Source organism: Nonomuraea sp. NPDC051941 (assembly GCF_044593615.1).
This window is the reverse complement of sequence record NZ_JBIUCF010000013.1, coordinates 42142-61851: the sequence shown is the minus strand read 5'-3', so window position 1 is coordinate 61851 and position 19710 is coordinate 42142. Positions and strand designations below refer to the sequence as shown.

Sequence of the window (19710 nt, the reverse complement as noted above, 5' to 3'; positions counted from 1 at the left end):
CGCGCCCCCTCCGCAGCGAGGGCGCGGGCCGTACCTTCGCGTCTCAGGGCGACATGCCGTGCCGGTGGGGTGGTGTCCGAGAGTCAGCCAGTCTGATCACCGGATCGGACCGATCGGCGTTCCCAGGCCAGGGCCGCGACCACACCGATGGCATAGGCGACCAGGTCCCATGGGTCGGGGAACGCACCGACCAGGACACCGCCGATCCCCGGCGGGGTCATGCCGACTATTTGGTAGAACTCGACGGCGACGGCGATCGCGGCCGTGGCCAGGGTGCGGCGTGCGGCGGTGGTGCGCCACAGCAGCCCCAAGAACGCGTAGACCAGCATGGTGGCAGCGACGTCGCTCACGTAACCGCGGATGAACGGTTGTCCCGGGCCCCGATAGAAGAGGACGAACGCGCCGACGGCGAGGGCGGCGCCACCCAGAAGGAGCATGGTGCGGCGCATGAGATTGACATCTTCTCCGAATCTCAACGATCAGGACGACCTGATCATAGAGTTCGTCCCCCATGGCGGCCACGCCCGCCGGGTCCGCAGCGCGAACACCATCAGATGAGCGCCTGCCGGCCGCCGCAAGAGACGGGTCAGAAGTCGAATTCGCCGATTTTCGCGCCGCCTACGAAGGCGCGGAAGACGCCTCCGCGCACGATCATGGGCGGGACGTCGGGCTGCTCGGAATCCCGGATCGCGTATCGGTCGCCGCTCAGCTTGGCCGCGTAGAGGCAGTCCCCTCCGCTGGAGCCGGAGAGCGTGGACTTCTTCCACTGCGCCGCATCCAACTCGGCGCGCAGCTCATCACTGATCTTCATACTTTGCCGCCACCTCACGTACTAGTCGCTGGCTCATGTGTAGGGGATGCGCCCATTTGTGAATTGCGTCATATCTGACACTAACGCGGCGCACGGTGTCCTCGTGGGCGGACACAGAGCCCAGTGCGGCGTCTTCGAGGGAGATGTGGTCCGGTATGTCGTCACTCTGGGCAAGGGCGAATCCTCCGAGCAGACCTGCTGTGGCGCCCACCTCCAGCGGCACTACCTGGAACGAAATGTTGGGCCGCTCGGTCATCTTCAGCAGGTGCTCCAGTTGCTCCCGCATCACTTCCTTCCCGCCGACCGGCCGGAGGAGAGCGCATTCATCGAGCAAGGCCCAGTACATGGGTGGGCTCTCGCGCTCGAATACAGACTGCCGCCGGAGGCGCGTCTCGACGGCCGCTTCGATCCATTGCTCGGTGACCCCCGGCTCGGCAGAGAGGATGGCCCGCGCATAACGAGCCGTCTGGAGGAGTCCCGGGACCACGAGCGGTTGCCACGTTCGGATGGTGTGCGCCTTCTCCTCCACCTTCGGCCACTCGCTGAACCACTTCGGAGTGGACATGACGGTGGTGTTCGGCAGGAGCCCGAAGAGCTCCCCGTTCAGCCCCAGCACCGCTTCGGCCGCCAGGGTGAACTTCTTGCTCGGCCTCCGCTTACCGCGCTCGATCAGGCCGACCAGGCTCTCGCTGCATGAGAGCAGGTCTCCCAGAGCCGTCTGGGAAAGACCTGCCGCGTTACGCGCTTTCTTCAGTACCTCGCCGTAAACCTCTGTCGTCATGTCATCGCCCTTTCTCAGGACCCGGACAGGCGCCAGCACGTCCGTCTGGAAACGGACTGTGACGTGCCGATTACAAATTAGCCCGGCGGCGGCACTCTGGGGAGTGCTTCCAGACACATGCTCAGCCTGTTGTCCGAGCCAAATACCGGCACAACAGAACAAAGGCGGTGATTTTGTGCGGGCAAGAACCACATCAACAGGGCTCGCCGATGTCGTCCTATGGCGCGATACGACGCTGCGCCGCAATGACAAGACGTCGTGGCAGGCGCGGCAGGCGACCGGGCTTTGGCTCACCGACAGCCATCCGACGGTCCGCTCCGACGCGCTCCAGATCGTCTCCGAACTGGTGGCCAACGTTATCCAGCACGTCCCCGGCGGCAGGCGGCGCGACTGGGTCAAGGTCCGGCTGGGCTTCGGCGACGGCTTCGTCCGCCTTGAGGTGATCGACCCGGGCGCTCCGGAACCGGAGCCGCGCTTCGTCCCTCGCCAGTTGGGCCCCATGGAGGAGTCGGGTCGCGGCCTCGGCATCGTGGCCCGGCTGAGCTCCGAATGCGGCACGCATGTCACCGAGGAGGGTCATCGCGTCGTGTGGGCCGACATCGCGGCGAACATGCCGTGACGGCGACCAGGGGATTTCCCGGTTGGGAGATCATCGAAGGCGCCGGAGGCGGTTACATCGCCATCCGCACCGTCCAGGTGCCCGAGCACAGCGCGCTGTCCAATGTACGGTGCGGCGCGACCCTGCCGGAGTTGTTCGAGCACCTGGAGGAGGAGACGCGCCGCAGGGCCAACTCGAACGCCCGCGATCGAGCAGGATGACCAGCGGCGAGCCATCCGGTCAGGCGGTGGCGCCGCCGTCGATCACGTGGTCCTGGCCCACGACGAAGCTCGACTCCGGCGACGACAGCCACAGCGCCGCCGCCGCGACCTCCTCCGGCGTGGCGACCCGGCCGATCGGCAGCGCGCCTCTCATGCGCTCGTCCCGTTCCTCCCGGGTCTCGCCGGGCCGCGTCGCCATGGGCGAGTCGATCGGGCCGGGGCTGACGGCGTTGATCCGTACGCCGTCCGCGATGTGGTCGCGGGCGGCGGTGCGGGTCAGGAAGCTCACCCCCGCCTTCGAGGCGGCGTACGCGGCGGCTCCGGGCAGCCGCCAGTGCGCGCCCAGGTTGGAGGCCACGTTGACGATGACGCCACCGCCATGGGCGCGCATGTGGGCGATCTCGTGCTTCATCGACAGGAACACGCCCTTCAGGTTCACCGCGAGCGCGGTGTCCCAGACGTCCTCGTCGTAGTCGGCCAGCGGCGCGAGCATGCCGAAGACGCCGGCCGCGTTGAGCGCGACGTCGAGGCCCCCGTACCGGGAGACCGCGGCCTCGACCATGGCGGCGACCTCGGCCGATCGCGTGACGTCCACGGCGAACGCGCTCGCCTGCCCGCCCCGCTCCTCGATCAGCTTCACGACCTCGGCCAGCCTGGCCGTGTCGCGCCCCGCGACCAGCACGGAAGCGCCCTCACCCGCGTACGCCAGCGCCGCGGCCCGTCCCAGGACGCCGCTCGCGCCGGTGACCAGGGCGACCTTGCCCTCAAAGCGATTCATCTATTCCATACCAATCGTTCTCAAATTTGGACGGCGACCATGGCCTGGTCGACCGCGTCGCGCAGGCGGCGCGGATCGGGGTCGGCCCTGCCGAGCACCCTGATGCCCTGCAGCAGCACGAGCAGGAACCTGGCCAGCGCGTACGGGTCCTTCCCCGCCGGGATCTCGCCCTGCGCCCGGGCCCGGACCAGGGTGGCGGTGAGCACGGTCTCCAGCCCCGCCCAGCTCTCCGTCACCTTGCGGGACACGGCGGCGTCGCGCGTGGCGAACTCCACCGCCGTGTTCACCACCATGCAGCCCCGCCGCAGCTCGTCGGCCAGGCACTCCGCGACGTACGAGTCGAGGAAGGCCCGGACGGCGGGCAGCGCGGGCCCCGGCTGGGACAGCCGCTCGACCACGTTGTGCTGCTCCAGGTAGCGCTCCAGCGCCTTCAGGTAGAGCTCGCGCTTGCCGCCGAAGGTGCCGTAGATGCTCGCCCGGGCGATCCCGAGGTGCTCCACGAGGTCCGCCATCGACGTCGCCTCGTATCCGCGCTCCCAGAACAGCTCCAGGGCCTTCTGCAACGCGACCTCGGGATCGAACTCCTTGCTCCTTGCCACGGGGCCAAAGCTAGCACATTCAAGAACGATCGATCCAGTTACCTAGGAGTGAGCACCCACCGCCAGGAGCCGTCCTTGTCGGAGTCGCGGTTCGCGCCGAGCTGCGTCGTCCGCTGACCGTCCACGCTCACCAGGACCAGCCCGTTGTTGAACTCGCTCTCGCACGACCCGGCGCACCCCAGAGCGATGACGTTCTCGTCGTCGGCCCAGGCGTGCAGTTGCAGCACCCTCTGCTGCCCGACGACCTGGCCCGTCCCCGCATCCGTGATCTTGGTCGGCAGGCCGTCGGGGCCCAGGACCAGGCGGCCGTTCGGGGAGGTCGCCGAGATGTGCGAGTAGTCCACGTACCGGTCCCCCTTGGGCCACTCCGCCTTTTCACCGTCGAGGGTGTAGAAGACCCGGTCCGGAGTGGTGCTGGTGGGGGCCCAGAGCATCGTGCCGTCCAGGCTCCAGCCGAGGTCCTGGCGGCCGCTCACGTTGAAGGGCTTGTCGTCGTTGAACATCGCGTCGGCCATCGGCGGCAGCTCGTGATAGTCGGCCGTGCCGGCCTCGACGTCGACGATGTAGTAGCCGGTACGCGGGCTGCTCCCGGGAACGACGGCCGCCTGGTCGCCCTTCCCCTGCAAGATGTCCGGGTAGCCGGAGTACGCCGTGGCCAGGACCCTGGTGCCGTCGGGGGACCACGTGACCGACCCCACCGGGTGCTCCAGGTCGATCCACTTGAGGATCTGCCGGGTGTTCAGGTCGAGGATGCCCAGCCGCTTGCTGATCAGCTCCCCTTCCAGCACGGCGGCCACCTGCAGCCCGGGGGCCACGTCCACCCAGGCCCACGAGGTCTCCTCGTAGCCGTCGGTGCGCGGGTCGTACAGCGACCACCTGTACACGACCCGCTGCTCGTTGTCCGAGACCCGCTCCCGGCGGGTGGTGTAGTAGGCGGACACGGCCATGCGTCCCGCGGCGATCAGCTTGACCGGCGGGCTGTGCTCCGTGTCGGCCCGCACGTCGGTCGGCGCGGGCGACGGGCGTGGGGGCAGCGTGACGCCGGTGGCCGCGTGCATGGTGGCCTGCGGGTCGCGTACGGCCGGCCCGGCGCCGCGCAGGCCCACGGCGGACACCGCGATCGCCGCCACCAGCCCCACGGCCAGCACCACCATGCCGACGGGCTTCCAGGCGCGCCTCCGCAGCGCCCGGTCCGCCAGATCGTGCGGCACCCTCGTCTCGTCGGCCCACTCCTGCAGCGTGTCCCGAAGCAGTCGCGTCATTTGGCCACCTCCAGTTCCCTGGCCAGTTCGGGGGCGATCTCGCGCAGGCGGGCCAGCGACCTGTGCGCCGTGCTCCTGACCGTTCCGACGGAGCAGCCCAGCGCCCGCGCCACGTCCTGCTCGGGCAGATCCTCGAAATACCGCAGCACCAGCACGGTGCGCTGCCGCGCCGTGAGCCGCGCCAGCGCCGACCGCAACACCATGCGCAGCTCGCTCTGGTGATTGAGGTCCCGGTCCGCCAGCTCGGGCGGCTCCGCCTGCACCACCTCGCCGCGCCGCCTGCTCGCCCGCCACCAGCTGATCTGCTGGCGGTACATGATCTGCTTGGCGTACGCCTCAGGCGCGTCCACCCGCCGCCACCGGCTCGCCAGCTTCGCCAGCGCGGTCTGCACCAGGTCCTCGGCCGCGTGCTGGTCACCACCGGTGAGCAGGAACCCGAGTCGCATGAGTGCGGGGGAGCGCGCAGAGACGAACTCGCGGAAACGTTGCTCGTCCGCGACGTCCACGATCACCTCCAGGGGATAGTCGTCACCCCCTCAGACGCCCCCCGGTCACCCCGCTATGCGTCACGGGGCCAGGGGGTTGGGTACGGGGACGGCCCGCATGTCGCCGCCCCCGGCGTTCAGCCAGCGCAGCAGCAGGTTGGCCTTGGCCGGGATGTGCGTGGCGCCCAGCAGATCGCGCAGCTCGTCCGGATCCCCGTGATCCTTGCCGCACCCCGTGAACACCGTCCTGGCCCGTGCCCACAGCTCCCCCCGCAACCCCGGATGGCGCTCGGCCAGGGCTCCCGCGATCTCGCAGAGGTTGTTGGTCACCAGGCAGTACACCAGCCGCTCCCACGCCCGCGCACCCCCGACGCCCTTCAGCGACGGGTGCCGCTCCGCGACGAGCTTGACCCCCTCGTGGTCACGGAAGACGGCCTGCGCGGGAAGCCCGCGCTCGTCCACCGCGATCAGCACGTTCTGCAGATGGCACTCCAGCACGACCCCATGACGGAAATAGGCGTGCAGGAGCGGGGGAACCACGTGATCCAGGTACCGCTCCCACCACACGAGCGCCAGCTCGTCGCCCAGCCCGTCGAGCGGGTTGCCGGGGAAGCCCTCGCTGATCCCCGCCGCGAGCAGCACCGTCAGCCCCGGGCGCACGTGCTCGCGCAGACCGTCGCGGACGATCACCGCCAGCGCCTCCCCGCCGTCCCGGTCCAGCTCGGCGCTGCGGTAGCCGCGGTCGCGCAGCACGGCGGGCCGGGCCACGTGGTCGGGCAGGTCGTCGAACGCCTGCCCGACGACCTCGGCCACCACGGCCAGCCTGCTCAGGTCGCGCAGCCACAGCCGCCGGATGTCGTTCGTGATCCGCACGTCCAGGCTGAACTTGCAGAACAGGTCCAGCTCGGGCAGGTACACCGTACGGATCGACGAGGTCGGTGAGGCGAGGACCCCGGTGACGCCCACGTGGCGCAGCGGCGGGCCGCCCAGCAGCTCCACCTGCCAGGGATGCGCGGGCAGCAGGGCCAGGCCGTCGCCGGGAGACGGCCCCAGCCGGTCGAGCGCGCCCGCCTCCCCCACCTCCACCAGCCGCTCGGCCGGCACGCCGAACAGCGGCAGCGCGAAGCTCGCGTACGCCTCCGGCGCGTACGGGAGCCAGGCCCCCGGACCGGACCCGCCGCGGGCCTTCGGCGCGGGATGGTAGCGATGGCCCGCGACGAGGGCCTGTTCGGAACGCAGGTAGAGGTCCGCGGGCGGCGTCCCGGCCCGCCTGGCGGCCAGCAGGGCGGCCATGACGTCCCGGCTGTGCGTGATCTCGGCGGGCAGCGTGTCATTGTCGACCCCGGTCCCCGCACGCAGTTCGGCGGCCGTCAGCGCGACCAGGTCGTCCAGGGAGAGGGGGCGCCAGCCGTCAGGCGTCCGCTGCTCGGCCCGGTCCGGGAACCGCCCGCCGGCGACGCGCAGGAGCCGGCCGGTCGCGGGCAGCAGGAAAGCGCCGGCGCGCGCGGGCCGGGCCACTTCGCGGATCAGGCAGTTGAGCAGTGCCGTCGTCGCGAGGTTCGCGGCGTCTGTCTGTGCCTCTCGCGGGAGAGGAAGAAGGCCGTCGGTAGGTGCCATGGCGACCTTATCCCTACCCTTTGTCCCTATTGGTGCCAACAGGGTAGCTACTGGGCTGGTTTCCTGGAAATGGTGGGAATTATGAGGCGTTGGGAGGCGGAATTCGCGGCCGACCTTTCCCTGGTGCGCCCGGAGCTCTCGGCGGCGTACTTCGCGGCCCTCCCGGACGCGCGGGCCGCCGTACTCGGCCGTCTCTGGCGCAGCCTCCTCCACGAACCGCTCCCCGGGCTCCTGGGCACGCGGGGACAGGCCCGCGTCGAGCTGGCGGACGGCCGCGTGCTCACCGGGCCGGCGCGGGAGCCGTACGACCTCGGGGGCGAGCCCGCGCTCTGGCTGGACGGTCACCCCCACACGCACCCCGCCGAACTGCTCGCCGCCCTGGGCCTGCCCGGCACCGCCGGGCTGGTCGAGGACCTGGACAACAGCGTGGCCTCGCTGGCGCTGTCCCGCGCGGAGCCCGCCCGCGTCCCGGTCACGCCCGAGGAGTACGAGCAGAGCGTGGTGGACGGCCACCCGTACCACCCGGGCTGCCGCAGCCGCCCCGGCGTCTCCGTGGCGGAGCAGCTCGCCTACATGCCGGAGCACCGCGCCGTCGTCCGCCTGGACCTGCTCGCGCTGCCCGCCGCGGACTGCCTGGTCTCGGGCCCGTGGCCGGCCGCGCTCATGGACGGCGACCGGCTCCTGCTCCCCGTGCACCCCTGGCAGAGCGCCCACGTCCTGCCCGCGCTGGGCCTACGGCCGCACGTCACCGGGGCCGTCCCGGCCCGCCCGCTGATGTCCGTACGGACCCTCGCGCCCCTCGACGGCGGCCCGCACGTCAAGACGGCGTTCAGCACCCGGATGACCTCCGGCGTCAGGGACATCTCCCCCGGCTCGGTACGCGACTGCGTCCACCTGTCGGACCTGCTCTCCACCCTGTCCGGCCGGCTGGGCGGGCGGCTCGGCATCGCCCGCTACCTGGCCGGCGCCGCCGGGAAGGTGAACGGCGAGCACAGCCCCGACGTGTCGGCCATGCTCCGCGAGCCGACCGGGAACGCGATCCCCGTCGGCGCCGTCACCCGCGCGACCGTGCGGGACCCGGCGGCCTGGCTGGCCGCGTTCGCCCGCCTGGTCTGGAGGGAGGCCCTGGGCCTGCTGGCGCTCGGCGTGGCGCTCGAGGCGCACGGCCAGAACCTGCTCGTCGAGCTCGACCCGGACGGCCTCCCGCGCCGGCTGGTCTACCGGGACCTGGCCGACGTCAGGATCAGCCCCGCCAGGCTCGCCCGCAACGGGATCGAGGTACCGCCGGTCAGCGCCAGGCTGCTCACCGACGACCCCGGGACGCTGCACGCCAAGCTGTTCGGCGGGCTCGTCGGCACCACGTTCGGCAGCCTGATCGCGCTGTTCTGCCGGGGCGACCGGGCCGCCGAGTCCCGCCTCTGGGACGTCGTGGCCGCGGCCGCGCGCTCCGCGGAGTTCGCGTGCGCCGAGGACCGCGGGGCCCTGTTCGGCCCGCACCTCACGGTCAAGGCCCACCTGCTCGCCCGCCTGGAGGGCGCGCCGCCCGGTGACAGCTGGACCAGGCTGCCCAACCCGCTCGGCGCGTAACGGGTCAGGGGGCGAGTTCGGCGACGGGGAGGCGGCGGAAGGCGATGCTCTCGTACGCGCCGAAGTCACCGGTCTCGAACAGCAGGCCCACCGTGTCCCCGTCCACCCGGACCAGGTCGGAGTAGGCCGCCGGCAGCCCCGACACCGTGTGCGCGACCCGCCAGGTCACCCCCAGGTCATCGCTGGCGCGTACGGTCATCAGCGCCCGCGCGTCCGGCGCGGCCGGCCCCGAGAACAGGAGCACGTCCGGCGACGAGCACCACAGCGTGCTGCCCTCCACCACCGGCCCCACCAGCCCCGCCTGGGGCCGGAAGGGCAGCAGGAGGGTCTGGCCGCCGTCGGCCGAGTAGGCGTCGGCCCTGGTGCCGGGGGCGGTGGACTCGGTGCGCGTGTTGAGGTAGAGCCGCCCGTCCGGCAGCTCGGTGGCCGTGGTCTCGTTGACGTTGACGTATCCGTCCGGGTTGTCGTCGACGTACCCGATGCGCCAGGTCTGGCCGCCGTCGTCGCTCAGCAGCCCGTGGCCGCCGTTGTACTTGCCCTCGGTCCCGTTGTCGGACCCGCCGGGCGGCAGCGAGTGGTTGGCGGGGACCACGATCCGCCCGCTGCGCAGCGCTACGGCGTGGCCGGGTGCGGTCGCGTACCAGCGCCACTCGGAGCGCTTCACGCTGCCGGTGATCTCGCGAGGCGCCGACCACGTGACCCCGTCGTCCGAGCTGACCTGCACGAACACCCGCCGCCCGTCGGCCGCCGCCACCTGGCCGCGCCTGATCTTGTCCTCGGTGGCCTGCGGCCCCTGCCTGACGAAGACCAGCACGATCCGGCCGTCGGCCAGTGCCACGGGCGCGGGGTTGCCCGCGGTGCCCCGGCGCGGCTCCGTGGCGACCACCTGCAGCGCGCCCCAGGTCCTGCCGCCGTCCGTGGAGCGCCTGAGCACGACGTCGATGTGGCCGGAGTCCCCGGCGGAGGCGTGCCGCCCCTCCGCGAACGCCAGCACGGTGCCCGCCTTCGTCACCACCGCCGCGGGGATCCGGTAGGTGTTGTAGCCGTCCGTCCGCTGCCGGTACGGCACTGACGTCGGGTATCGATCCGCCATGCGGGCACGCTACGGCCGCCGGGTGAACGAGACGTGAAGACGAGTGTGACGGGCGGTGGAGGAGGGATGTAAGGGACAGAGGGGGCGTCCAACCGGCCTGTCCCCAGCATGGCCGGGCCGGCGGCATGAAAGAGTTCACCTCATAAGCGAGTGCTTCTGGAGGCGTGGTGGCTGACGAGTTCGACGTCATCGTGATCGGTGCCGGTCCCGCCGGTGAGAACGTCGTGGACCGGGCGGTCCGCGGCGGCCTGACCGCGGCGATCGTCGAGGAGCGGCTGGCCGGCGGCGAGTGCGCCTACTGGGCGTGTGTCCCGAGCAAGGCGCTGCTGCGGCCGGTCGACCTGATGGGCGAGGTGGCGCGGGTCCCCGGGCTGTCGCTGGGACCCGTCGACGCGGAGGCCGTGCTGGCCCGGCGCGACGAGACCGTCTCGAACTACAACGACTCCGGGCAGGTCGGGTGGATCGAGAGCGTGCCGGCCGAGTTCGTACGCGGGCACGGGCGGCTCGACGGCCCCAAGCGCGTACGCGTCACCACCGAGGACGGCGGCGAGCGGGTGCTGACGGCCCGGCAGGCCGTCGTCCTGGCCATGGGCAGCACGGCGGCCCTCCCCCGGATCCCCGGGCTGGTCGAGGCGGAGCCCTGGACCAGCCATGAGGTGACCGCGGCCCGCGCCATCCCCGAGCGGCTGGTCGTGCTCGGCGGCGGCGTGGTCGCCTGCGAGATGGCCCAGGCCATGCACGGGCTCGGCGCGCGGCAGACGACCGTGCTGGTGCGCGGCGGCGGGCTGCTGGCCAGGATGGAGCCCTTCGCGGGAGAGCTGGTGGCCGAGTCGTTCGCGGAGGTGGGCATCGAGGTGCGCACCCGCACCGACGCCGTCAGGATCGAGCGCCCCGAGCCCGGCGGGAAGGTGACCGTCCACCTACCCGAGGGGCCCCCGGTGGAGGCCGACGAGCTGCTGGTCGCGACCGGCCGCCGGCCCGCGACCGGCGACATCGGGCTGGGCACGATCGGTCTGGCCGACGCGAAGTACGTCGAGGTGGACGACAGCATGCGGGCGACCGGCGTCCCCGACGGCTGGCTGTACGCGGTCGGCGACGTCAACGGGCGCGCGCTGCTCACCCACATGGGCAAGTACCAGGCCAGGATCTGCGGTGACGTGATCGCCGCGCGGGCGCGTGGCGACGAGCTGCCCGCGATGCGGGATCTGGCGGACGGGTTCGGCGCGCCGCAGGTCGTCTTCACCGATCCGCAGGTCTGCGCGGTCGGCAGGACCGAGGCGGTGGCCCGGGAGGACGGGTTCCGGGTGCGCGTGGTGGACTACGAGCTGGGCTCGGTCACCGGGGCCTACCTGCTGGGCGACGGCTACCGCGGCCGGGCCAGGGCCGTGGTGGACGAGGACAGGAAGGTGCTGCTCGGCGTCACGTTCGTCGGGCCGGGCACGGCCGAGCTGCTGCACAGTGCCACGATCGCGGTGACGGCCGAGGTGCCGCTGGAGCGCCTCTGGCACGCCGTCCCGTCCTTCCCGACGGTCAGCGAGGTGTGGCTGCGCCTGCTGGAGGCGTACGGCCTCTGACGCCCAGAGGGTCAGTGGCGGTGGGAGGAGAAGCGCGGGTGCGGGGACGACGGTGAGCCGCGGGCTGAGTTGTTCAGCATCAGCTCCGCCACCGTCTCCTCGACGCTCTCCCGCAGCTCCACCCGCGACAGCAGGTCAGTCAGCCGCAGCACCGACAGCAGGTGGTCCGACGGCCGGACCAGGATGATCCGGCCGCTCCCCTGCTCCTCCATCCGCTGCATCGCCATCGCCAGCACTCCAATGACGGACGAGTCGTAAAAATCCAGATCCGCAAGATCGAATACGAGCACGGGCCCCACGCTCCAGTCCCACACCGCGTTGATGCAGGTGCTGAAGCGGACCCGGCCCGCGTGGTCGAGCTCGCCGCCGGCGCGCAGGACCGTGCAATGGAGGTGCCGGATCGTCTCGATGTACAAGCCGTTCCTCACCTAGAAACGACTTCCCCCTGAGCCGGGATATCACGGATTTTCGCGATTTTTTGGGAGCTCCGGGTTGCCGAGCGGCCCGTCCAGCAGCTTGCGCAGGATCGCGGCGAGCGTCTCGGTGTCCTCGGGGGTGAGCGGGGAGGCCAGGTCGGCCAGGTTGGCGGCGTGCTCGGTGAGCGTCTCGTCGATGATCCGCAGGCCCTCGCCGGTCAGCAGGACGTGGAAGCTGCGCCGGTCGGCGGGGTCGAGGCTGCGCTCGACCAGCCCCGCCGCCTCCAGCCGGTCGAGCCGGTTGGTCATCCCGGCCCGCGACATCATCAGCACCGCCGACAGCTCCGACGGGATCAGCGTGTACGGCGGGCCGGCCCGGCGCAGCGCGGCCAGCACGTCGAACTCCCCCTGCCGCAGCCCGCGCCGGGTGAGCACCCGGTCGACCCGCGGCTCCAGGACGCGCATCACCTGGGCGAGCCGCCCGAAGACGCCCATGGCCGTCAGATCGAGATCAGGCCGCTCGCGCCGCCACTCCCCGAGGATCCTTTCGACCGCGTCGTCCATGACCCAGGATTTTATTCGAGCAGGGATAGTTCACGCCCGTACTAGTGCGTGGCGCCCGACTCCAGCGTCGGCACCGCGCCCAGGCACTGACCCATGATCACCAGGTACGGCGAGTTCGTGGGGCTGGGCAGCGTGAGCTCGGTGACGTTGCCGTCCGTGCGCAGCTCGGGCAGCCCCAGGTCCCCGTCCCTGATGCTGATGACCCGCTCCACCGGCGGCGCCGCGATGCCCAGCAGCTTCCTGGTGGCGTGCCGCATCCAGCGCCACTCGCTGTTGACCCGCCGCCACGTCGCGGGGATGAGGCTGGCCGGCTCCGCCTTCGTGCCCAGCCTGAGCGTGAGGCGGCCGCTCGACCCGAACGTGTCCTTCAGCACCGGGTTGACCACGAACATGCCCGCGCGCAGCACGCGCGTGCCCTGCCGGTTGCGGTTGGCCAGGCCGCCCGCGCTGATCAGCGAGGACACCTCGCAGCGCAACCCGTCGAGCGTGTCGGGATCGAAGTCCACCGCCGGCGGCTCCTCGAACACCACCTTGTCCAGCCGCAGCCCGGCCACGCCGTCGGGCACGACGTGCCCCGACACGGCCTGGCGGACCTCCTCGCTGACCCCGTCGCCCTCCGTGATGTCGAGCACCTCGACGCAGATCAGCCCGTCGTCGGGGATCTCATCCGCCGTCAGGTCGAAGGCCACCTGGGCGTGCGCCCGCCGGCCCCTGAGCAGCACGCACTGGCGCAGCCGCCCCTGGGAGCGCACCTGTACCAGGCGCGGCTGCAGGCCGACCAGGTCGGTCTTGCCGGCGTCCCAGCCGCTCACGGACCGATCGTCGGTCGACAGCGACACCAGCACCCGCAGCGCGCGCCCCTGCGCCGAGACCTTGAACCCGGCCAGCCCCGAGGTCTCGAACCTGCCCACGATCGAACTGCCGCGCTGCAGCCTGTCGGTCACCTGCAGCGCGGCGATCTGGCCGCTGCGCACGTGGACGGGCGGGATCGCGGGGAGGATCAGCTGGTCCAGCTCGGTGGCGGATCCTGGGGTGCTCATGGGGTGCTCCTCGTGAATGACGACTCTTCCGGCTCGTGGAAGCTGCTCATGGGGTCTTCGTCGGTACGGACGACATCGCCGAACCGCGGGAACCGGTCAAAGGCGTTCCTGATGAACGGCCCCGCCGGGTCGTGGAAGTCGAACCGCGTGAGCATGGGTTCGCGCCTGGTCCACATGCGGGCGATCGCGCTGTAGAGAGGGTCGCCGTCGCGCTCCACGTGCCACAGGTTCACGGCCAGCGCCCGCGCGTAGTCGGCGCCGTACTCCCAGTGCGGCAGGAGCTGGGTGGGCACGTCCGCGCCGCAGCGGCGCAGCCAGAGCCACAGGCGGGCGCGGTCGCGCTGCTCGGGCTCCAGGATGGACTCGCCCTTCTCGTGCTTGGCGATGGCCTCGTCCAGCCACAGGCGAATGTCCGACGGGTCGCGCGCCACGTGCGTGCCGCCGCAGGCGCTCCCCACCGACCAGCCCGCCTGGACGACCGGGATGCCGAACGCGGGCAGGTCGCTGTCGCCGAACGTGACGCACACGTCCGCCATGCTCCACAGGAGGTTCGTGGACAGGGAGCCCGTCACGCACCTCACCCGGGAGTGCGGGTAGCCGACGGGGTCGAGGAACAGCCAGTTCGCCGACGGGTCCGACGAGGCGAAGTCCACCGTCGACTGGAACAGCTCGGTGTCCTCGCCCGGCGTGTGGCCGAAGACCGCGATGGTCGGCCGCCGCGGGTCCAGGCCCAGGCGGGCGCAGCCGTAGTCGCGCAGCTGGTTTCGCTCGGTCTCCGTGCGGATCTGGTAGCCGCTCTTGGCCCGCCAGGCCGTCCGCTCCGCGCCCGGCCTGATCGTGTCCCGGTACGGCCAGACGTGCCGCTCGAAGAACGCGCCGACCCTGGCGGGCAGCTCCTCGCGGAACGAGCAGGGCCCCTGGTCGGGGAAGATCGCGTACGCCTTCAGCGACCCCGTCCCGTGGACGTGCACGACCGGGATGTCCCTGATCACGTACGGGTCCGCCCGGCTGGTGACCAGCGCGGCCGGCGGCACCCGCGGCCGGCCGTCCCCTTCGGCCCCGAACATCTCCGCCAGCCTCCGCCACTCGGGCTCGACCAGCGCGAACAGCCGCGCGGAGAGCAGCTCGCAGACCGCCTTCGCGACCATGAGCGTCCGTACCACGACTCTGATGTCCTGGTCGAACGCCTCGGCCACGACGCAGCTCTCACCGCTGGGGCTCTCGCCCCAATATGTCCTCGCAGCGGCGAGCAACCGATCGAAATGCTCGCCATCTCCGGCACGACGCATAAGTCCCCCCACCATGACCGGCAGGAAACAGACATTGCCAGACGGGCGGACGATCACCCGCGCGTCAACACGCTTCTTTGCCCGCACCTGGCAGAAACTGAAGATCGTCACAGGCGCCACAGGCGCCCCACCCGGCACGATCCGGCGTAACGACGCCAGAGCCGGAAAAATCCCGCTTCCCGCGCGAACAAAACTGCCCCATGCGGCGTCCAAGCTTTTACCGAGAGCACGTCATGGCGGGGTTTAGGATGCACCCTAATGCCACGAGGGGGAGGTTTTACAACCATGGGTTCCCGTTTGTCGAGTATCGCGCGCCTGACCGGGGCGGCGGCAGCGGCCGGTGTAGTGGCCGCGGCCATCGCACTGCCCGCGGTCGGAGGCACCGGAGCGATGTTCGTCTCGGCATCGGAGGACCTAGGCCTCAAGGCGCGGGACCTCAAGGAGCCGCCCCTCGCGGAGAGGACGACGGTGCTCGACGCCACGGGCAAGCCGATCGCGACGTTCTACGAGGAGTACCGCGAGAACGTCAAGCTCGACGACATCGCCGAGATCATGAAGACGGCCATCATCTCGATCGAGGACTACCGCTTCTACGAGCACGGCCCGATCGACATCGAGGGCACCGTCCGCGCCCTGGCCAAGAACCTCACCTCGGGCGGCATCGCCCAGGGCGGCTCGTCCATCACCCAGCAGTACGTCAAGCAGGTGCTGCTCAACTCGGCGAGCACCACCAAGGAGAAGAACGCGGCCCTCGAGGCCAGCTACGCCCGTAAGCTCAACGAGCTGCGCTACGCGATGGCGATCGAGGAGAAGTACACCAAGAACGAGATCCTCGAGAAATACCTGAACATCGCGTACTTCGGAGCCCGGGCCTACGGCATCGAGGCCGCCGCGAAGCGCTTCTTCGGGGTCAAGGCCGCCGACCTGACCCTGTCCCAGGCCGCCACCCTGGCCGGCGCCGTGCAGGACCCGCTCCAGACCGACCCCAGCCGCGGCAAGGAGTTCAAGGAGCGGCTGCTGTTCCGGCGCAACGTCGTGCTCGACCGGATGGCCGAGCTGAAGAAGATCACGCCGGAGCAGGCCGCCGAGGCCAAGAAGACCAAGCTCGGCTACAAGGGCACCCCGCTGCCCGGTGGCTGCGAGGCCAGCGACTACCCGTACTTCTGCATGTACGTCCGCAACGAGATCCTCAGCAACACTGACTTCGGCAAGACGAAGAAGGCCAGGACCGCGTTCCTCAACCGGGGTGGCCTGGAGATCAAGACCACGCTCGACCCGAAGATGCAGAAGGCCGCCGAGCTGGCCATCAAGAAGCACGTGTTCGCCTCCGACAACCCGGTCGCCTCCGAGGCGCTCGTCCAGCCGGGCACGGGCGCGATCAAGGCCATGGCCGCCAGCCGCAAGTACGGCACCAACAAGCGCAAGAACGAGATGTCCTACAACCTCGTCGCCAACGCGGTGCACGGCGGCGGCACCGGCTTCCAGGCCGGCTCGACGTTCAAGACGTTCACCCTGCTCACCGCCCTCAAGCAGGGAATGAAGATCAACGACGGGATCTCGGTGGGCAGCGGCTACCGCGCTCCGGCCTACTGGTCGTTCAAGAACTGCAAGGGCCAGAACATGGGTGAGCCCAGCTTCACCGTCACCAACGCCGAGGGCGGCGGCGGTGGCTTCAAGTCGCTGGCCACCGGCACCTGGGGCTCGGTCAACACCTTCTTCATGGCGCTGGAGCAGAAGGTGGGCCTGTGCAACGTGGTCAAGACGGCCAAGTCGCTGGGCATCGAGCGCTCCGACGGGCTGGACCTGCAGGAGTACGAGACGTTCACGCTCGGCATCAACGAGATGGACCCAGTGACCGTGGCCAACGCGTACGCCGCGATCGGCGCGCGCGGCAAGTACTGCGAGCCGATGGCCATCTCCTCGATCAAGGACCGCGACGGCAAGGTCACGAACTACAAGCCCAAGTGCAAGCAGGCGCTCGACGCGGAGGTCGCGGACGCCGCCTCCAGCATCCTCTCCGGCGTGTTCACCAAGGGCACCATGAAGGGCGTCGGCGGCATCGGCCGGCCGGCTGCCGGCAAGACCGGCACCACGGACGAGCAGTCCACCGCCTGGTTCGCCGGGTTCTCCCCCGACCTCGCGGGCGCGGTCAGCATCGGTGACCCGCGCGGCGCGGTGACGCACAAGCTGAACAACATCACCATCGGCGGCCGGTTCTACCCCTCGGTCTTCGGGGCCTCCATCCCCGGCCCGATCTGGAAGGACACCATGCTGTCCGCGCTCAAGGGCATCCCGGCGACGGACTTCACCCCGGTGAACACCGCGCGCTTCGGCGGCTGCGGTTCGAGCTGCCAGCCCCAGCAGCCGGTGCGCCCCCAGCCGGACGACACGGACGGGGGCCTCGACGAGGCAGAGATCGGCACCAACGTGACTCAATGACCGGATAGGGCTAAATCAGACACGCAAATATTGCGCGATCAACGTTCGGCACAAAAACAACTGTCGGTTACTAGGGCCTCTAGCTGAGCAAATTCGGAGTGCGTCCGCACAGTGGGACGCACTCCCAGCAAAGGCCCTATTAACAGCGCCGAAACATTGGTAACGTGGGAGCGCTCCCAGGATCTTTTCCGCGAGGTGCTCCATGACCGAGCAGCCCACACTGGCACAGGTGGCGGCCGCTGCAGGGGTTTCCCCCGCGACCGCATCTCGAGTCCTCACGGGCTCGGTGCGGGTCAGTACCTCGACCCGCCGGCAAGTCTACGACGCCGTGTCCCGCATGGGATACGTACGCCAACGAGCCCCCCGGGGAACGGCCGCCAAGACCATGGCCGACGGCGTCACGGCGGTGATCTGCGACCACCTCCCACGCCTGTTCTCCGAGCCCTACTACGCACGGCTCCTGTCCGCCGCAGGAGCCGTGATCGCCGAACACGGCACCCATCTCATGGTGACCACCGTCACGCCCACATCGTCCGTACTGCCGGTGCTGTCCGGCGCGGTGCTGATCGTGGGCGCGCGCGAGCGCCACCCCCTGGCGATCAAGTTGTCCACCTCGGGCGTCCCCGTGCGCAACATCGGCCGCCCGCCACACGATCTCAAACTCCCGTACGCCGACGTGAACAACCTCGACGGCGGCCGCCAGGCGGCGGAGCACTTCCTGTTATCCGGCCGCCGCAACGTCGCCGCCATCGGCGGACCACCGTCCTTACCCGGCGCGCGCGACCGATTAGAAGGCCTGGTACGCACCCTGCAGGCGGCGGGCGCACCCGACGTTCCCGTGGCCTACGGGGACTTCACCGCGGCCTCCGGCACCCACGCCATGCAGTGGCTGTTACGCCACGCCCCAGGTCTAGACGCCGTCTTCGTCGCCTCGGACCTGATGGCGGCAGGCGCGATCCAGGCACTGCGCAGGGCCGGGCGCAAGGTGCCGGCGGACGTGGCGGTGATCGGGTTCGATGACGCCCCGGTCGCCAGGCACACCGTCCCGGCCCTGACCACCATCCGCCAGCCCGTCGAGGAGCTCGCCACCGTCGCCACCCGGCTGCTCCTGTCGGGGGCCGCGGGGATCGACCCCGTACTCCCTACGGAACTGGTCGTCCGTGAGTCGGCTTGAGCCGGGGGACATACTGGCCCGCAGGTATCTGTTGCTGGATCCGCTGGCCCGCGGGGGCATGTCGGTCATCTGGCGTGCCTTCGACCAGTCGCTGCACCGGATGATCGCCGTCAAGGTGCTCACCGCCTCACTTCATGCCGGCGGCGGCGAGCGCATGAGCGCCCGCAGCGAGGCGCGCGCCGCCGCCCGGTTCATCCACCCCGACTCCATCGACATCTACGACTACGGCGAGACCGTCACCACGAACGGCGGCGTCGCCGCCTACGTGGTGATGCCGCTGCTCGACGGCACGCCGCTGGCCGAGCGCATCGAGCAGGGGCCGCTGCCGTGGACCGAGGCGGCGGTCATCGCGCTGCGGCTGGCCCGGGTCCTGATGGCCGGGCACGCCCGCGGCCTGGTCCACCGGGACGTCACGGCCGAGAACGTGCTGCTCACCGCCGACGGACCCAAGCTGCTCGACTTCGGCATCGCGGCCTGGGCCGGAGACCCCGACGACGACCGCGGCACCCCTCCCTACGTCGCCCCCGAGCGGCTGCTCGGCGCGCCGACCCATCCCGCGGTCGACGTGTACGCCCTCGGCGTGCTGCTGCACGCCATGCTCACCGGGCGGACGCCGTACCCGGAGACGACGTGGGAGGAGATCGAGGCCGCGCGCAGGACGTATCCCCCGCCCCGCGTCGCCGGCGTGCCGTACTCCGTGGCCACGCTCTGCCAGCGCTGCCTGGCGGACCGGCCGGACCGGCGGCCGACCGCGGCCGAGATCGTCTCGGCGCTGACCTCCGCGCTGAGCGCGGCGACCCTCGGGCGGCACGTCAGGCGTGGCCTCACGGTCGCCGGTTCGGCGGCCGTCGCGCTCTCGGCCCTGCTGTGGTTCCAGCAGACGGGACTCCAGCAGGAGCAGCAGAAGCCGCAGCAGGAGGTGACGGTCAAGACATCGCCGACCGCCAGGCTGATCGAGAGCACGCCGGCCACGGCCGCCACCGTCGAGCAGGCCGTGGACGGCTTCAACACGGTGCTGGAGGCCAGGACGCCGTGCGGCGCGACCGACGCGGACGTGGTGCTGGACCTCAAACAGGTGCTGCACGCCGCGGTGGGACCGCACGGCCCGTCGGTGTCGAGGACGGACAACCTGCGCCAGAAGCTGTCCGACCGCTTCGGCGAGGGGCGGCTCGCGCCCGCCTGCCTGAGCGAGCTGCAGGCCAGGCTCGACGACATCGACGCCGCGCTGGATCGTGATTGAGGAGGGGTACGGCAGCACCCGCCGTACCCCTCATACGCGGTCCGTACCCCTCGCAAAGCACGCCGCGTGCCACATCCCCTGATGGGAGCGCTCCCAGAGTAGCGCCTGGACCGGCTATGACCAAGATCGAATGAAACTTTCA

At 70.7% G+C, this 19710-nt stretch carries 20 protein-coding genes; 7 read left to right on the top strand and 13 right to left on the bottom strand.

What is annotated here, in order from left to right:
• Positions 1-83: 83 nt before the first annotated feature.
• The 3 genes from ACIHFD_RS22525 to ACIHFD_RS22515 all read right to left on the bottom strand — a co-directional run bounded on the left by ACIHFD_RS22525 (position 84) and on the right by ACIHFD_RS22515 (position 1592).
• Positions 84-449, bottom strand: coding sequence for a DUF2809 domain-containing protein (locus tag ACIHFD_RS22525; protein ID WP_397368551.1), 366 nt, complete (start codon positions 447-449; stop codon positions 84-86).
• A gap of 137 nt (positions 450-586) precedes the next feature.
• A complete protein-coding gene (locus ACIHFD_RS22520) occupies positions 587-811 on the bottom strand; it encodes a DUF397 domain-containing protein (protein WP_397368550.1) in 225 nt (74 codons plus the stop codon).
• The gene (locus ACIHFD_RS22515) at positions 798-1592 is read right to left on the bottom strand and encodes a Scr1 family TA system antitoxin-like transcriptional regulator (protein WP_397368549.1); all 795 of its coding nucleotides are present in this window, start codon (positions 1590-1592) and stop codon (positions 798-800) included. The genes ACIHFD_RS22520 and ACIHFD_RS22515 overlap by 14 nt, the downstream gene beginning before the upstream one ends.
• A gap of 175 nt (positions 1593-1767) precedes the next feature.
• On the opposite strand from ACIHFD_RS22515, the gene ACIHFD_RS22510 reads away from it, so the two are divergent.
• Both ACIHFD_RS22510 and ACIHFD_RS22505 read left to right on the top strand, forming a co-directional pair.
• Positions 1768-2211, top strand: a complete 444-nt coding sequence (locus tag ACIHFD_RS22510) for an ATP-binding protein (protein ID WP_397368548.1) — start codon at positions 1768-1770, stop codon at positions 2209-2211.
• A complete protein-coding gene (locus ACIHFD_RS22505; protein WP_397368547.1) occupies positions 2208-2411 on the top strand; it encodes a hypothetical protein in 204 nt (67 codons plus the stop codon). The genes ACIHFD_RS22510 and ACIHFD_RS22505 overlap by 4 nt, the downstream gene beginning before the upstream one ends.
• Positions 2412-2430: 19 nt before the next feature.
• On the opposite strand, the gene ACIHFD_RS22500 is transcribed toward ACIHFD_RS22505, so the two are convergent.
• Genes ACIHFD_RS22500 through ACIHFD_RS22480 form a run of 5 tightly spaced genes read right to left on the bottom strand, consistent with a single transcriptional unit; the run spans position 2431 to position 7152 of the window.
• Positions 2431-3189 (bottom strand): SDR family NAD(P)-dependent oxidoreductase, encoded by a 759-nt coding sequence (locus ACIHFD_RS22500; RefSeq protein WP_397368546.1) that lies wholly within the window; start codon positions 3187-3189, stop codon positions 2431-2433.
• Positions 3190-3209: 20 nt separating this feature from the next.
• Entirely contained in the window at positions 3210-3788 is a 579-nt protein-coding gene (locus ACIHFD_RS22495; protein WP_397368545.1) for a TetR/AcrR family transcriptional regulator, read from the bottom strand.
• A 38-nt stretch (positions 3789-3826) separates the two neighbouring features.
• Entirely contained in the window at positions 3827-5050 is a 1224-nt protein-coding gene (locus ACIHFD_RS22490) for a hypothetical protein (protein WP_397368544.1), read from the bottom strand.
• On the bottom strand, positions 5047-5562 hold the full coding sequence (locus ACIHFD_RS22485) for a SigE family RNA polymerase sigma factor (protein WP_364245282.1): 516 nt from the start codon (positions 5560-5562) through the stop codon (positions 5047-5049). Before ACIHFD_RS22485 ends, ACIHFD_RS22490 begins: the two co-directional genes overlap by 4 nt.
• A 54-nt stretch (positions 5563-5616) precedes the next feature.
• Positions 5617-7152, bottom strand: coding sequence for an IucA/IucC family C-terminal-domain containing protein (locus ACIHFD_RS22480; RefSeq protein ID WP_397368543.1), 1536 nt, complete (start codon positions 7150-7152; stop codon positions 5617-5619).
• A gap of 81 nt (positions 7153-7233) precedes the next feature.
• Between ACIHFD_RS22480 and ACIHFD_RS22475 the strand changes: the two genes are divergently transcribed.
• The gene (locus ACIHFD_RS22475; protein WP_397368542.1) at positions 7234-8739 is read left to right on the top strand and encodes an IucA/IucC family protein; all 1506 of its coding nucleotides are present in this window, start codon (positions 7234-7236) and stop codon (positions 8737-8739) included.
• A gap of 4 nt (positions 8740-8743) precedes the next feature.
• Here the strand turns inward: ACIHFD_RS22475 and ACIHFD_RS22470 are convergent, their stop codons facing one another.
• Positions 8744-9832 carry a sialidase family protein gene (locus ACIHFD_RS22470; RefSeq protein ID WP_364245290.1) on the bottom strand — a complete coding sequence of 363 codons (1089 nt, stop codon included), beginning with the start codon at positions 9830-9832 and terminating at the stop codon, positions 8744-8746.
• Positions 9833-9999: 167 nt separating this feature from the next.
• On the opposite strand from ACIHFD_RS22470, the gene ACIHFD_RS22465 reads away from it, so the two are divergent.
• The gene (locus tag ACIHFD_RS22465) at positions 10000-11406 is read left to right on the top strand and encodes a dihydrolipoyl dehydrogenase family protein (RefSeq protein ID WP_397368541.1); all 1407 of its coding nucleotides are present in this window, start codon (positions 10000-10002) and stop codon (positions 11404-11406) included.
• A gap of 11 nt (positions 11407-11417) precedes the next feature.
• On the opposite strand, the gene ACIHFD_RS22460 is transcribed toward ACIHFD_RS22465, so the two are convergent.
• Genes ACIHFD_RS22460 through ACIHFD_RS22445 form a run of 4 tightly spaced genes read right to left on the bottom strand, consistent with a single transcriptional unit; the run spans position 11418 to position 14715 of the window.
• The gene (locus ACIHFD_RS22460) at positions 11418-11834 is read right to left on the bottom strand and encodes an STAS domain-containing protein (RefSeq protein ID WP_397368540.1); all 417 of its coding nucleotides are present in this window, start codon (positions 11832-11834) and stop codon (positions 11418-11420) included.
• A 30-nt stretch (positions 11835-11864) separates the two neighbouring features.
• Positions 11865-12386 (bottom strand): MarR family winged helix-turn-helix transcriptional regulator, encoded by a 522-nt coding sequence (locus ACIHFD_RS22455; RefSeq protein ID WP_397368539.1) that lies wholly within the window; start codon positions 12384-12386, stop codon positions 11865-11867.
• A gap of 41 nt (positions 12387-12427) precedes the next feature.
• Positions 12428-13426 (bottom strand): hypothetical protein, encoded by a 999-nt coding sequence (locus tag ACIHFD_RS22450; protein WP_397368538.1) that lies wholly within the window; start codon positions 13424-13426, stop codon positions 12428-12430.
• Positions 13423-14715, bottom strand: coding sequence for a hypothetical protein (locus ACIHFD_RS22445; RefSeq protein WP_397368537.1), 1293 nt, complete (start codon positions 14713-14715; stop codon positions 13423-13425). The genes ACIHFD_RS22450 and ACIHFD_RS22445 overlap by 4 nt, the downstream gene beginning before the upstream one ends.
• A gap of 297 nt (positions 14716-15012) precedes the next feature.
• On the opposite strand from ACIHFD_RS22445, the gene ACIHFD_RS22440 reads away from it, so the two are divergent.
• From ACIHFD_RS22440 to ACIHFD_RS22430, 3 genes are all read left to right on the top strand, one after another.
• Positions 15013-17154, top strand: coding sequence for a transglycosylase domain-containing protein (locus ACIHFD_RS22440; protein ID WP_397368536.1), 2142 nt, complete (start codon positions 15013-15015; stop codon positions 17152-17154).
• Positions 17155-17356: 202 nt separating this feature from the next.
• A complete protein-coding gene (locus tag ACIHFD_RS22435; RefSeq protein ID WP_350723634.1) occupies positions 17357-18328 on the top strand; it encodes a LacI family DNA-binding transcriptional regulator in 972 nt (323 codons plus the stop codon).
• Positions 18315-19568, top strand: coding sequence for a serine/threonine-protein kinase (locus ACIHFD_RS22430; RefSeq protein WP_397368535.1), 1254 nt, complete (start codon positions 18315-18317; stop codon positions 19566-19568). The genes ACIHFD_RS22435 and ACIHFD_RS22430 overlap by 14 nt, the downstream gene beginning before the upstream one ends.
• Positions 19569-19710 lie beyond the last annotated feature (142 nt).